Origin of the sequence: Pseudomonas sp. SIMBA_067, assembly GCF_046534675.1 — a bacterium.
GTDB classification, from domain to species: domain Bacteria; phylum Pseudomonadota; class Gammaproteobacteria; order Pseudomonadales; family Pseudomonadaceae; genus Aquipseudomonas; species Aquipseudomonas putida.
This window is the reverse complement of record NZ_JAWRYH010000002.1, coordinates 344,182-357,084: the sequence shown is the minus strand read 5'-3', so window position 1 is coordinate 357,084 and position 12,903 is coordinate 344,182. Positions and strand designations below refer to the sequence as shown.

Annotated in this window: 10 protein-coding genes; 5 read left to right on the top strand and 5 right to left on the bottom strand. The window is 63.4% G+C overall.

What is annotated here, in order from left to right; translation table 11 throughout:
* The first annotated feature begins 49 nt into the window (after nt 1-49).
* A complete protein-coding gene (gene gcvH, locus SB765_RS06890; protein ID WP_341797069.1) occupies nt 50-433 on the top strand; it encodes a glycine cleavage system protein GcvH in 384 nt (127 codons plus the stop codon).
* A 195-nt stretch (nt 434-628) separates the two neighbouring features.
* Complete coding sequence (gene gcvP / locus SB765_RS06885; protein WP_341797068.1) at nt 629-3,502, top strand: aminomethyl-transferring glycine dehydrogenase; 2,874 nt, start codon at nt 629-631, stop codon at nt 3,500-3,502.
* Between the two features lie 30 nt (nt 3,503-3,532).
* Here gcvP and SB765_RS06880 read toward each other — a convergent pair whose 3' ends face one another.
* From SB765_RS06880 to SB765_RS06870, 3 genes are all read right to left on the bottom strand, one after another.
* Nucleotides 3,533-3,847, bottom strand: a complete 315-nt coding sequence (locus tag SB765_RS06880; protein WP_016502153.1) for a DUF2388 domain-containing protein — start codon at nt 3,845-3,847, stop codon at nt 3,533-3,535.
* Nucleotides 3,848-3,935: 88 nt separating this feature from the next.
* The gene (locus SB765_RS06875; protein ID WP_410910982.1) at nt 3,936-5,609 is read right to left on the bottom strand and encodes a GspE/PulE family protein; all 1,674 of its coding nucleotides are present in this window, start codon (nt 5,607-5,609) and stop codon (nt 3,936-3,938) included.
* Nucleotides 5,610-5,810: 201 nt separating this feature from the next.
* Nucleotides 5,811-6,116, bottom strand: coding sequence for a hypothetical protein (locus tag SB765_RS06870; RefSeq protein WP_410910983.1), 306 nt, complete (start codon nt 6,114-6,116; stop codon nt 5,811-5,813).
* Nucleotides 6,117-6,242: 126 nt separating this feature from the next.
* Between SB765_RS06870 and SB765_RS06865 the strand changes: the two genes are divergently transcribed.
* Nucleotides 6,243-6,713: an Lrp/AsnC family transcriptional regulator gene (locus SB765_RS06865; protein ID WP_016502150.1), complete on the top strand. Its 471-nt coding sequence runs from the start codon at nt 6,243-6,245 to the stop codon at nt 6,711-6,713.
* A 172-nt stretch (nt 6,714-6,885) separates the two neighbouring features.
* Here SB765_RS06865 and SB765_RS06860 read toward each other — a convergent pair whose 3' ends face one another.
* Nucleotides 6,886-8,253, bottom strand: a complete 1,368-nt coding sequence (locus SB765_RS06860) for a CYTH domain-containing protein (protein ID WP_410910984.1) — start codon at nt 8,251-8,253, stop codon at nt 6,886-6,888.
* Between the two features lie 115 nt (nt 8,254-8,368).
* Between SB765_RS06860 and argE the strand changes: the two genes are divergently transcribed.
* Both argE and argA read left to right on the top strand, forming a co-directional pair.
* Nucleotides 8,369-9,511 carry an acetylornithine deacetylase gene (gene argE / locus SB765_RS06855; RefSeq protein ID WP_410931110.1) on the top strand — a complete coding sequence of 381 codons (1,143 nt, stop codon included), beginning with the start codon at nt 8,369-8,371 and terminating at the stop codon, nt 9,509-9,511.
* Nucleotides 9,512-9,635: 124 nt separating this feature from the next.
* Nucleotides 9,636-10,934, top strand: a complete 1,299-nt coding sequence (gene argA, locus SB765_RS06850) for an amino-acid N-acetyltransferase (protein ID WP_016489729.1) — start codon at nt 9,636-9,638, stop codon at nt 10,932-10,934.
* A gap of 88 nt (nt 10,935-11,022) precedes the next feature.
* Here the strand turns inward: argA and SB765_RS06845 are convergent, their stop codons facing one another.
* Nucleotides 11,023-12,399 carry a glutamine synthetase family protein gene (locus tag SB765_RS06845; RefSeq protein WP_016502146.1) on the bottom strand — a complete coding sequence of 459 codons (1,377 nt, stop codon included), beginning with the start codon at nt 12,397-12,399 and terminating at the stop codon, nt 11,023-11,025.
* Between the last annotated feature and the right edge of the window lie 504 nt (nt 12,400-12,903).

Here is a 12,903-nt window from a genome sequence, read left to right as displayed (position 1 = left end):
ATTTTTAAACCGGCGGGCCTACCGCTGAGCCAATCGAGGAATTCAAGACATGAGCAATATCCCCGCCGAACTGCGTTTTGCCGAAAGCCATGAGTGGGCTCGCCTGGAAGCCGACGGCAGTGTGACCGTGGGTATCAGCGATCACGCCCAGGAAGCCTTGGGTGATGTGGTGTTCGTCGAGCTGGCTGAAGTCGGCAAAGTGTTTGGCGCTGGCGACGCTGCAGGTGTGGTGGAGTCGGTCAAGGCCGCTTCGGACATCTACGCCCCTATCGGTGGCGAAGTGATCGCAGTCAACGAAGAGCTGGCCGACAGCCCGGAGCAGCTCAACGAAGAACCTTACGGCGCGTGGATCTTCAAACTGAAGCCAAGCAACCCGGCCGAGCTGGACAAGCTGCTGGATGCTGCTGGCTACAAGGCCGCTATCGGCGAGTAAGACCGCGTCGCCTGCTTCGCGGGCGCGCCCGCTCCCACAGGGATAGCGCCCGCCGCTGGCCTTTGATCAACCTGTGGGAGCGGGCATGCCCGCGAAGAGGCCGGTACTGACCAAGCAAGTTTCCCCGCAGAATCTGCAATCCCTTCCTAGACTTGTAAGTCTCCATGAGACCTGGTCTAGGAAGAGAGCGTCGTCATGTCCCAGTCGCCATCCCTGCATCAACTGCAAGAGCTCAACCCTTTCCTGCGTCGCCACCTGGGCCCCGATGCCGCAGAGCAGCAGGCCATGCTCAACGTGTTGGGTGTTGCCAGCCGCAACGAGCTGATCGAGCAGACCGTACCGCCAGACATCCGCCTCAATCGCCCCCTCGACCTGCCAGCGGCGCTGGACGAACAGGCCGCCCTGGCCAAGCTCGCCGGATACGCCGAGCAGAACCAGGTCTGGACCAGCCTCATCGGCATGGGCTACCACGGCACCATCACCCCCACGGTCATCCTGCGTAACGTGCTGGAAAACCCCGGCTGGTACACCGCCTATACGCCGTATCAACCCGAAATCGCCCAAGGCCGGCTGGAGGCGTTGCTGAACTTCCAGCAAATGGTCATCGACCTCACCGGGCTGGCGCTGGCCAATGCCTCGCTGCTCGATGAAGCCACCGCCGCCGCCGAGGCCATGGCCTTGGCCAAGCGGATGGCGCGCAACAAGAGCAACGCCTTCTTTGCCGACCAACACTGCCACCCGCAGACACTGTCGGTGCTGAAGACCCGCGCCGAGGGCTTTGGCTTCGAACTGATCGTCGACGCTGTGGATAACCTTGGCAAACACGCGGTTTTCGGCGCGTTGCTGCAGTACCCCGACACCCACGGCGAGGTGCGCGACCTGCGCCCGCTGATCGACCATCTGCACAGCCAGCAGGCGCTGGCCTGCGTGGCTGCCGACCTGCTCAGCCTGGTGGTGCTGGCGCCCCCCGGCGAGCTGGGCGCCGATGTGGTGCTGGGCTCGACCCAGCGCTTCGGCGTGCCGATGGGCTACGGTGGCCCCCACGCGGCCTACTTCGCCTGCCGCGACGACTACAAGCGTGCCATGCCGGGGCGCATCATTGGCGTGTCCCGCGATGCCCGTGGCAACACGGCGCTGCGCATGGCCCTGCAAACCCGCGAGCAGCATATCCGCCGCGAGAAGGCCAACTCCAACATCTGCACGGCCCAGGTGTTGTTGGCCAACATTGCCGGCTTCTACGCGGTGTATCACGGCCCTGAAGGCCTGCAGCGCATCGCCCAGCGCGTGCACCGGCTGACCTTCATCCTGGCGGCTGGGCTGGAAGCCAAAGGCATCCAGCGGCTCAACCAGCATTTCTTCGACACCCTCACCCTGGATGTAGGCGGTGCCCAGGCGGCCATTATCGAAAGCGCTGAAGCCGCGCACATCAACTTGCGCATTCTTGGCCGGGGGCACCTGGGCGTGAGCCTGGACGAAACCTGTAACGAGCACACGGTGTTGCGCCTGCTCGACATCTTTCTCGGTGTGGACCACGGCCTGCAGATCGCTGCCCTCGATCAGTTGGCCCTGCCCGAAGGCATTCCTGCTGGCCTGGTGCGGCGCACGCGGTTTCTCGCTCACCCGGTGTTCAACCTGCACCACAGCGAAACCGAGATGCTGCGCTACCTCAAGCAGTTGGAGAACAAGGACCTGGCCCTGAACCAGTCGATGATCCCGCTGGGCTCGTGCACCATGAAGCTCAACGCCACCAGTGAGATGATCCCCATCACCTGGCCCGGCTTTGCCCGGATGCACCCCTTTGCCCCGGCGGCCCAGGCCACAGGTTACAAGGCGATGATCGATGAACTCGAACGCTGGCTGTGCGCGATTACTGGCTTCGACGCCATCTGCATGCAGCCCAACTCCGGTGCCCAGGGCGAGTACGCAGGCCTGATGGCCATTACTCGCTACCATCGCAGCCGCCACCAGCCACAGCGCACGCTGTGCCTGATTCCGTCGTCGGCGCACGGCACCAACCCGGCGTCGGCGCAAATGGCGGGCATGGAGGTGGTGATCGTGGATTGCGACGAGCACGGCAACGTCGACCTGGCGGACCTCAAGGCCAAGGCCCACGCGGCCGGGGAGCGCCTGTCATGCCTGATGGTCACGTACCCGTCCACCCACGGGGTGTACGAAGAGGGTATTCGCGAAATTTGCGAAGTGGTCCATCAGCACGGCGGCCAGGTGTACATGGATGGCGCCAACCTCAATGCCCAGGTGGGCCTGACGCGTCCGGCCGACATTGGTGCCGATGTCTCGCACATGAACCTGCACAAGACTTTCTGCATTCCCCACGGCGGGGGTGGCCCCGGCATGGGGCCGATCGGTATCCGCGCGCACCTCACGCCGTTTGTAGCCAGCCACCCGGTGGTACCGGTGCCCGGCCTGGACCCGAACAACAGCGCGGTCAGCGCTGCGCCCTGGGGTAGCGCAAGCATCTTGCCGATCAGCTGGATGTACATTGCCATGATGGGGCCGCAGTTGGCCGATGCCAGCGAGGTGGCGATCCTTTCGGCCAACTACCTGGCCAGCCAGCTGGGCGGCGCCTTCCCGGTGCTCTACCGCGGGCGCAACCAGCGGGTGGCGCATGAATGCATCCTCGACCTGCGGCCGTTGAAGGCACTGACTGGCATCAGCGAGGAGGACGTAGCCAAGCGCCTGATGGACTATGGCTTCCACGCCCCGACCATGTCGTTCCCGGTGCCGGGTACGCTGATGGTAGAGCCAACCGAAAGTGAGTCGAAAGCCGAGCTGGATCGGTTCGTCGAGGCGATGCTGGCGATTCGTGCAGAGATTGGCGAGGTGCAGGAAGGCAACTGGCCAGCGGAGAACAACCCGCTCAAGCACGCGCCGCATACCCTGGCTGATGTACTGGGGGTGTGGGACAGACCGTATAGCCTGGAGCAGGGGGTGGCGCCCAGTGCTCACGTGCGCCAGCACAAGTACTGGCCGGCGGTGAACCGGGTGGACAACGTGTATGGGGACAGGAATCTGTTCTGTGCGTGTGTTCCGGTGGAGGCATATCGCTGAGAACAGGGGCCGCAAAGCGGCCCCAAGGAATTACTCGGCTACCGCATTCTTGGCCAGGATGGCATTGGCCAGCTCCATGTCGGAAGCCTGCATCCCTGGGTGCTCTGCCCGCGCCTGGCGCATGGCCGCTTCCAGGAACGGCCCGCGGATCGCGCCTTCGCTGGCGACGAAGCTGCTAGCGTCATCCTGCGCGGCCACAACCAGTTTGTGATCTCGCGAGGTCAGGTAGCTCGATGCCGTGGTTGCACCGGAAGTCATCACGTTACGCCAGAAGGTATCGGCCATGGCCGAGCCAATGGGCAGCGAAAGCAAGGCAGCGGCAGCGATGGCGGTTTTGAGACGCATGTTGAAACACCTCGAAGGGTGAGGGTTGAAGATGCGCGATTGGATCTTTCCGGGCAAGGCAAGTTCCTTGAATACAAAGGACTTTTCGTCAGCTGCAGACGCGCAGCACTTCCTCCGCTCGGGTCTGCCCGCAAGCCACTTTGGCCTCGCCGCAACGGCGCAGGTCAACCAGGCCATCGTCAAGCGCCTGGCGCCGCAAATGGGTCAGGTCGGCGTTCGGGCCAATCAATGCACGCAGGCTTTCGCTGGGCTGCAGCAGCTCGAACAGGCCCGTACGCCCATGAAAACCGGTGCCACGGCAGGTCGGGCAACTGGCTGATGGATTCGCCACACAGTCTGGGCACACAGTACGCACCAGTCGCTGGGCCATGACCCCGACCAGCGTGGCCTTGATCAGGTAGTCGGCCACACCCAGCTCTTGCAGGCGGGTGATTGCAGCGCAGGCGTCGTTGGTATGCAGGGTCGACAGTACGAGGTGCCCGGTCAGGGCCGCCTGCACCGCCACCAGCGCCGTTTCGCGGTCGCGGATCTCGCCGATCATGATGATGTCCGGGTCCTGGCGCAGCATGGCCCGCACGGCGCTGGCAAAACCCAGGTCTAGCGCGGGCTGTACCTGCAGCTGGTTGAAGGCCGGCTCCAGGCGCTCGATAGGGTCTTCGATGGTGCACAGGTTGACCTGCGGTGTGGCCAGCAGCTTGAGGCTGGCGTACAGCGTGCTGGTCTTGCCGGAACCGGTGGGGCCGGTGACCAGGATGATTCCTTGGCGCTGGCGCAGCAGGCCTTGCCACTGGGCCAGTTGTGGCCCCTCTAGACCGAGGCGCTCGAAGCCCTCGTGCAGTTGGTGCGGGTCGAACAGGCGCAGTACCAGCTTTTCGCCGAACGGGGTCGGCAGGGTCGACAGCCTTAGCTCCACTTCGCCGCCACCTGGTAGCCGGCTTTGCAGGCGGCCGTCCTGCGGGCGGCGCTTTTCTGCAACGTCCAGGCGGCCCAGGTGTTTCAGGCGGCTGACCAGCGCCAGGGTGACCCCGGCGGGGAAGGCATACACGGTGTGCAGCAGGCCATCGATGCGGTAGCGCAACTGGCCCTGTGCGCGTCGGGGTTCCAGGTGGATATCGCTGGCGCGCTGATCAATGGCGTACTGCAGCAGCCAGTCGACGATATGCACGATGTGCGCGTCGTCGGCGCTGGCCTCGGCCTGGCGCTTGCCTAGCTCCAGCCACTGTTCGAGTTCGCCCAGGCTGGTCGATTGCTGGTGCTGCGCGCCCTTTACCGACTGGGCCAGGCGGTGAAACGACTGCCCTGACTGGCGGATCTGCAACGGGTTGGCCAGCACGCGGCGGATCGGCCGACCCAGGCTGCGGGCCAGGTCAGCCTGCCAGTCGTCCTGGTAGGGCTGGGCGCTGGCCACGGTGATGCCGGAGGGGTCGTCGGCGACGATGAGGATACCGTGGCGCTGGGCGAAAGCAGGAGATACCAGGCCGGCGACCTGGGGCAGGTCGAGTTGCATGGGGTCGATACGCAGGTAGGGCTGGCCGACCTTATTGGCCAGCCATTGGCAAAGGTGGTCCAGCTCCAGCAGTCGGCCAGGTTGCCGGCGGTCTTCCAGGCAGCAGGCGGCGATTTGTTCCAGCGGGTGGCCAGTGGGGTGGGTGGCGGCGTGTTCGAGCACTTGCAGGATGTCGGTGGCGTGCAGGTACTGGTCGGCGAGCAGGGCCTGTAGCATGTGCTTCAGGTCGAGTTCCAGGTTGTCGGGGGTGTGCATGGTTGGCGTCCGTGCCTGATGGGGAGTGCTGATCAAGGCTAGCCGGGCAGCGGAAGAGCATCGGAGGTGAAGGGTTTCAGGAATTTGCTATTTCTGTACCGGCCCCATCGCCGGCAAGCCAGCTCCCACAGGTACTGCGCAATGTTCGAACCTGTGGTGATCCTGTGGGAGCTGGCTTGCCGGCGATGGGGCCGCAAATATTCATACAACCGCCAGCTCCACCCGGTGCATGTTGGTCAGGCTCACCTCACCCACACACACCAAATTACGCAGTTTCTGCGCAATCACTTCGGCCCGGTGCCAGCTCAGGCCGCCAATGCCGACTTCGATATCCAGCCAGTCTTCCTGCTGGCTGACGTGCACGCTTTGCGGGGTCAGGAACTGCAGGGCAAACAGGTTTAGCACGCGGCACAGGCTGTCGGGCTCGGCGTCGGCCTGCAGGCGGTAGTGCACGGTGCTGTGGGCGTTGCTGGCGGCCCAGGCGTCGGTACGGGGTTGTGCGTTCATGCTGGTCTCCGCAAATGTGGGAGAAATTCTTGCACGTCAGTGGCGGCATTTTTTCGCTATGATCTGATCATTTCGCTGTATTGATGAATTGATCAATTCAAATAACGCCGCTCAGGAGATTGAACAATGCATAGCGAGCTGGACGCCTACGACCGCCGCATTCTCGAACTGCTGCAAGAGGATGCTTCGCTGTCCAGCGCGCAGGTCGCCGAACGCGTAGGGCTGTCGCAATCGCCGTGCTGGCGGCGCATACAACGCTTGAAGGAAGAGGGGGTGATTCGCGGGCAGGTGACATTGCTGGACCGCAAGAAGGTCGGCCTGAACACGCAGATTTTCGCCGAAGTAAAGCTCAATGCTCACGGGCGCTCCAACTTTACCGAATTCACCGAGGCGATCCGCGGGTTTCCGGAGGTACTGGAGTGTTATGTGCTGATGGGGGCGGTGGACTTTCTGCTGCGCATCGTCACGTCGGACATCGAGGCCTACGAGCGGTTCTTCTTCGAAAAGCTGTCGAACGTGCCGGGCATTCAGGAAGTGAACTCGATTGTGGCGCTGTCGGAGATCAAGTCCACCACCAGCCTGCCGCTGTCGCGGTAGGACACACATTACAAGGCAGATGCGGTAACTGTAGGAGCAGCCTTGTGCTGCGAAGGGGCCGGTCTGACATGAAAAAATCTGTGGCAAAACGGGCCTCTTCGCAGCACAAGGCTGCTCCTACAGGGATTGCGTCCACCTGTAAGCCTTGTGCTGCGAAAAAGGCGATGTGGTATCAAGCCTTGAGCAGGTGCTTCCAGCCGCGGCTCTGGTCTACCGCCCGGGCCTGTTCGATACGCGCTTCCAGCACTTCATCGCTGATCGGCAGTTCGGCCAGCTCGTGCAGCTTCTTCAGGTCGCCATACAGGCGGTCCATCTGCGGCGCTTCCAGCACCTGACGGGCGTGGTGCAGCCAGCCCAGCAGTTGCTCGATACGTGGCAGCTGCTCGGCCAGGTCCTCTGGGCGCTGGGTGTACAGCGGCAGCTTCAACGCACGGCCTTCTTCGCCCAGCAGGTGTGCCAGCCAGCTGGCCAGCTGCGCCTTGCCCTGGCGTTCGCCACGGCCCTTGCGCTCCACGGTCCAGGTACGGGCCAGCAGCCAGCGCGAGGTTTCCAGCGAGAACTGGCCCCAGCGCACGTCTTCCAGCTCTTCGGCAAACTGCTCGGGCGCGGCGCGGCGGATGTCCTCGTCGTCGTTGCCGGCCTGCACCAGCGGGCGCCAGTCTTCCAGCAGGGCATCGAGGCTGCTGCGCAGGTCACGGGTGCTGGCACGCGGCGCGGCTTGGCCCAGGCTGGCGGTGAGTGCGCGCAATTCGCTCAGGCACTCGACCCAGTCCTGCAGCAGGCGCCAGTGGCCGTTGTGGCGGTACTGCTCGGCCAGGCGCTGGCTGCTGCCCAGCAGTTGCCAGGCCAATGCGGCGTAGGCGTCGTCCAGGGCCATTTCGGCTTCCAGCTCGGTGTGCGGCAGGCCCAGCTCGTAGCTGTCCGGCTCCAGCAGGCGGTAGCCACGCTCGGCCTTGCTGATGTCGCAGGGCATCAGCGGCAGGCTGGCGGCCAGCTCGGCGGCCAGCTCCAACAGCGCTTGCGGGTCACCTTCGCGCAGTTCCAGTTCCAGCTCGCAGATCTCTTCCTTACGCTTGCCGGCAATCACGAAGCCCTGGTCCAGCGCGGCCTCGATCACTACTTTGCTCTTGCCACGGCCCCAGGCGATTTCGGCGTATTCACGGCTGAAGTCGGTGGTGAACAGCGGCTTGATGGTTTTCTTGTCCAGGCCTGCCAGTTGCTCGGGCCAGCAGGTGGCGTCCAGCTTCTTCAGGTCGAGCTTGACCTTGTCCAGGTTCCATTCGTACTCGTTGCGCTCGGACAGGCCGGCCACGCTGGTGCCGCGGCACTTGAGGGTCTGGATGACGGCATCGCCATCGCGGCGCAGGCGCAGGGCGACACGGGCAGCGGCCAGCTCACGCTCGGGGGTGTCGAAGTACTGGTTGAGCAGTTCACGGGTCTGCCAGCCGGACTTGTTGCGCTTTTTCAGCAGAGGGTGCTCGCGCAGGGCGGCAAGGGTCTCGCGGCTGGCGCGGAGCTTCAGTTCGGTTTCTTTGTGCATCACAGACTCGAAAGAGGGGCGTGGTTGGCGGAGAGTCTACAGCAGTCAGCCGCCAACGGTTTATTCCAGACGGCGGATAGTCCTATGATGGGCAACGCTTCCGAGGAGTATGTGCATGCCGTTGCCGACGCTGAAAGACCAGTTTGCCGCCTTGATCGCCGCGCCTTCGGTCAGTTGCACCCAGCCCGCGCTGGACCAGTCCAACCGCCAGGTCATCGACCTGCTGGCGGGGTGGCTGGGCGACCTGGGGTTTACATGCGACATCCAGCAGGTCACTGCAGGCAAGTTCAACCTGCTGGCCAGCCGTGGCAGCGGCCCGGGTGGCCTGGTGCTGGCCGGGCACAGCGACACCGTCCCCTATGACGAACAGCTGTGGGCCAGCGACCCGTTGAAGCTGACCGAGGTCGATGGGCGCTGGGTCGGCTTGGGCAGCTGCGACATGAAGGGCTTTTTCGCCTTGGTCATCGAAGCCGTCATCCCGCTGTTGGAGCACGACTTCAAGCAGCCACTGCTGATCCTCGCCACCTGCGACGAAGAAAGCTCCATGTCCGGTGCCCGCGCCCTGGCCGAGGCCGGCCAGCCGCTGGGCCGTGCTGCGGTCATCGGCGAGCCTACCGGGCTGCGGCCAATCCGCATGCACAAGGGCATTCTCATGGACCGCATCGACATCCTCGGGCGCAGCGGCCATTCGTCGGACCCAAGCCTGGGCCGCAGCGCCCTGGAGGCCATGCACGCGGTGATGGCCGAGCTGATGGGCTTGCGCCAGCAATGGCAGCACACCTATCGCAACCCACAGTTCACCGTGCCGACCCCGACCATGAACTTTGGCTGCATCCACGGCGGCGACAACCCCAACCGCATCTGCGGCCAGTGTGCGCTTGAATTCGACCTGCGGCCGTTGCCGGGCATGGATGTAGAGCAACTGCGCGCAGCCATTCGCGAGAAGCTGGTGCCCGTGGCCGAGCGCCATGAAGTGCGCATCGACTACGCGCCACTGTTCCCGGAGGTGCCGCCGTTCGAGCAGGCTGCCGATACCGAGCTGGTGCAAGTGGCGGAACGCCTGACCGGCCATCGCGCCGAAGCGGTGGCGTTTGGCACCGAAGCGCCTTATCTTCAGCAGCTGGGCTGCCAGACCATCGTGCTGGGCCCTGGCGACATCGCCTGTGCCCACCAGCCCGGCGAATACCTTGAAATGTCACGAATCGAGCCTACCGTGCGTCTATTGCGTGACCTGATCCGGCACTATTGCCTGCACTAAACGTCAATCGAGTTGATTCGTTCCTGCCTAGAGGAGACCGCGCGTGACCGCAAGCCTGTTCCGACGATGATCTTGAACGCCCCTTGTATCGCCGTTCTCCGTCCACTTATCCACAGGCCCTGTCATGCCCGACTACGTCAACTGGCTGCGTCATGCCTCCCCGTACATCAATGCCCATCGCGACTGCACCTTCGTGGTCATGCTCCCCGGCGATGGGGTGGAACACCCTAATTTCGGCAACATCGTCCACGACCTGGTGTTGCTGCACAGCCTTGGCGTGCGCCTGGTGCTGGTGCATGGCTCGCGCCCGCAGATCGAAAGCCGATTGGCCGAGCGCGGGCTGACCCCGCACTACCACCATGGCCTGCGTATCACCGATGCCGCCACCCTGGACTGCGTGATCGATGCCGTTGGCGCCCTGCGCCTGGCCATCGAGGCGCGCCTGTCGATGGACATCGCCGCTTCGCCGATGCAGGGCTCGCGCCTGCGGGTGGCGTCCGGCAACCTGGTCACCGCGCGGCCGATCGGCGTGCTTGAAGGGGTGGACTACCACCACACCGGTGAAGTGCGCCGGGTCGACCGCAAGGGCATCAGCCGCCTGCTCGACGAGCGCTCCATCGTGCTGCTATCGCCGCTGGGCTACTCGCCCACCGGGGAAATCTTCAACCTGGCCTGCGAAGACGTGGCCACCCGTGCCGCCATTGAGCTGGGGGCCGACAAGTTGCTGCTGTTCGGCGCCGAGCCGGGCCTGCTGGACGCAGACGGCAAGCTGGTGCGGGAACTGCGGCCGCAGCAGGTTGCCCCGCACCTGCAGCGCCTGGGCAGCGACTACCAGGGTGAACTGCTGGACGCCGCCGCCGAGGCCTGCAAGGGCGGCGTGGCACGCAGCCACATTGTCAGTTATGCCGAGGACGGCGCGCTGCTGACCGAGCTGTTCACCCGTGGTGGTGGCGGTACGCTGGTGTCGCAGGAGCAGTTCGAAGTGGTGCGTGAGGCGACCATCGAGGATGTAGGCGGCTTGCTGGAGCTGATCAGCCCGCTGGAAGAACAGGGCATCCTGGTGCGCCGCTCGCGTGAAGTGCTGGAGCGGGAGATCGAGCAGTTCAGCGTGGTCGAGCGCGAGGGCATGATCATCGCCTGTGCGGCGCTGTACCCGATTGCCGAATCCGAAGCAGGGGAGTTGGCGTGCCTGGCGGTGAACCCGGAATACCGCCACGGCGGGCGCGGGGATGAATTGCTGGAGCGCATCGAGAGCCGGGCGCGACAGATGGGTTTGAATACCCTGTTTGTGCTGACGACGCGTACTGCGCACTGGTTCCGTGAGCGCGGTTTTGCACCCAGCGGCGTGGAGCGCCTGCCATCGGCGCGGGCATCGCTGTACAACTACCAGCGCAACTCCAAGATTTTCGAGAAGCCCCTGTAAGCCTGTGCCGGCCTCTTCGCGGGCTCGCCCGCGAAGCAGGCGACACCGGTCTCAAGCAAAAACGCCGCCCTTGTGGGCGGCGTCTTGTTTACACGGTGTGCAGGTACCAGTTGTACTCGAGGTCGGAGATCGAGTGTTCGAACTCCTCCAGCTCGCTTTCCTTGCACGCGACAAAGATGTCGATGTACTTCGGATCGATGTACTTGTTGAGGATCTCGCTGTCGTCCAGCTCGCGCAGGGCATCGCGCAGGTTGTTCGGCAGGCTCTGCTCCAGCTGTTCGTACGAGTTGCCTTCGATCGGCTTGCCCGGCTCGATCTTGTTGGTCAGGCCATGGTGCACGCCAGCCAGCACGGCCGCCATCATCAGGTACGGGTTGGCATCGGCGCCGGCTACCCGGTGCTCGAGGCGCACGGCATCGGCAGAGCCTGTTGGCACACGCAGCGCTACGGTGCGGTTGTCCAGGCCCCAGCTTGGCGCGTTCGGTACATAGAACTGCGCGCCAAAGCGGCGGTACGAGTTGACGTTCGGGCAAAGGAACGCCATGGACGCGGGCAGGGTCTCGAGCACACCGCCGACAGCGTGACGTAGCGCGGCGTTCTGCTCGGGATCCTCGCTGGTGAAGATGTTGTGGCCATCTTTGTCCAGCACGGAAATGTGTACATGCAGGCCGTTGCCTGCCTGGCCCGGGTAGGGCTTGGCCATGAAGGTGGTATCCATTTCATGGTCGTAGGCGATGTTCTTGATCAACCGCTTGAGCAGTACTGCGTAGTCACAGGCCTTGAGCGGGTCGGGCACGTGGTGCAGGTTGACTTCGAACTGCGCCGGGGCGCTTTCCTTGACGATGGCGTCGGCCGGGATGCCTTGTTCTTTCGCGCCTTCAAGGATGTCCTGCAGGCAGTCGGCATATTCGTCGAGGTCGTCGATCAGGTACACCTGGGTCGACTGCGGGCGTTTACCTGAAATTGGCGAGCGCGGCGGCTGTGGGCGGCCGTTCACGTTCTCCTGGTCGATCAGGTAGAACTCCAGCTCGAATGCAGCGCAGATGGTAAGGCCCAGTTCGTCGAACTTGCTCACTACCTGACGCAGCACTTCACGAGGGTCGGCGAAGAACGGCTCGCCTTCGATCTCGTGCATGGTCATCAGCAGTTGGGCAGTGGGGCGCTTTTGCCACGGCTCATTACAGAGCGTGTCGGGGATCGGGTAGCAGATGCGGTCAGCATCGCCGATGTCCAGGCCAAGCCCGGTGCTTTCGACGGTGGAACCGTTGATGTCCAGGGCGAAGAGGGAGGCCGGCAGGTTGATGCCTTTCTCGTAAACCTTGTGGAGGCTGGTGCGCTCAATGCGCTTGCCACGCACCACACCATTCATATCTGCAATCAGAAGGTCAACGTAGAGAACCTCAGGATGTTCCTTAAGGAACGCGTTCGCTTCGTTAAGCTGAACGGCACGCGGGGGTACCGACATGATGCAACACCTTTGTTGTTAAAAATATCAATCAAGGGGGGCTTGCAGGACCAGTCAATCGAAAAGCCATACTGATGTCAAGCCAACCCCATGATGCCCTGAAATGGCACATCTACGGCAGATTTGCTGCAAATCGGGGCGTGCCATTATCCGCTATTTCTCGTGTGAAGGGCTATCTCAAGCGTACCGTCTTTTATTTTTTACGCGGGTGTTGTGTAAAAAAATGAACAAGGCTAAGCTCGGTCACAACCCAGAACACAATAATACGAGGGTCACATGGTCCGCTTGCCGCGACCTGAAAGCACTGCCTGCGCAGTGCCAACGGGTACTTCTGTCGTTTTTGCAAGCTTCGTCGATGGCGTGGTCGCCCTGGCCGCAATAATTGACGTTTGGCGTTTTCGGGCCCGCCCTCGTAGCGGCTTGCCGCCCTTCGCTTCGTCTTCCTGCCCTTCGAACTCATTACGGACACACTTGTTTTCAGTGTATCCACTGCGGCGCTGCGCG

Bases quoted from the DNA above. Each gene is read 5' to 3' on its own strand.
- gcvH (WP_341797069.1), top strand. From the start codon at position 50: ATGAGCAATATCCCCGCCGAACTGCGTTTTGCCGAAAGCCATGAGTGG.
- gcvP (WP_341797068.1), top strand. From the start codon at position 629: ATGTCCCAGTCGCCATCCCTGCATCAACTGCAAGAGCTCAACCCTTTC.
- SB765_RS06880 (WP_016502153.1), bottom strand. From the start codon at position 3,847: ATGCGTCTCAAAACCGCCATCGCTGCCGCTGCCTTGCTTTCGCTGCCC.
- SB765_RS06875 (WP_410910982.1), bottom strand. From the start codon at position 5,609: ATGCACACCCCCGACAACCTGGAACTCGACCTGAAGCACATGCTACAG.
- SB765_RS06870 (WP_410910983.1), bottom strand. From the start codon at position 6,116: ATGAACGCACAACCCCGTACCGACGCCTGGGCCGCCAGCAACGCCCAC.
- SB765_RS06865 (WP_016502150.1), top strand. From the start codon at position 6,243: ATGCATAGCGAGCTGGACGCCTACGACCGCCGCATTCTCGAACTGCTG.
- SB765_RS06860 (WP_410910984.1), bottom strand. From the start codon at position 8,253: ATGCACAAAGAAACCGAACTGAAGCTCCGCGCCAGCCGCGAGACCCTT.
- argE (WP_410931110.1), top strand. From the start codon at position 8,369: ATGCCGTTGCCGACGCTGAAAGACCAGTTTGCCGCCTTGATCGCCGCG.
- argA (WP_016489729.1), top strand. From the start codon at position 9,636: ATGCCCGACTACGTCAACTGGCTGCGTCATGCCTCCCCGTACATCAAT.
- SB765_RS06845 (WP_016502146.1), bottom strand. From the start codon at position 12,399: ATGTCGGTACCCCCGCGTGCCGTTCAGCTTAACGAAGCGAACGCGTTC.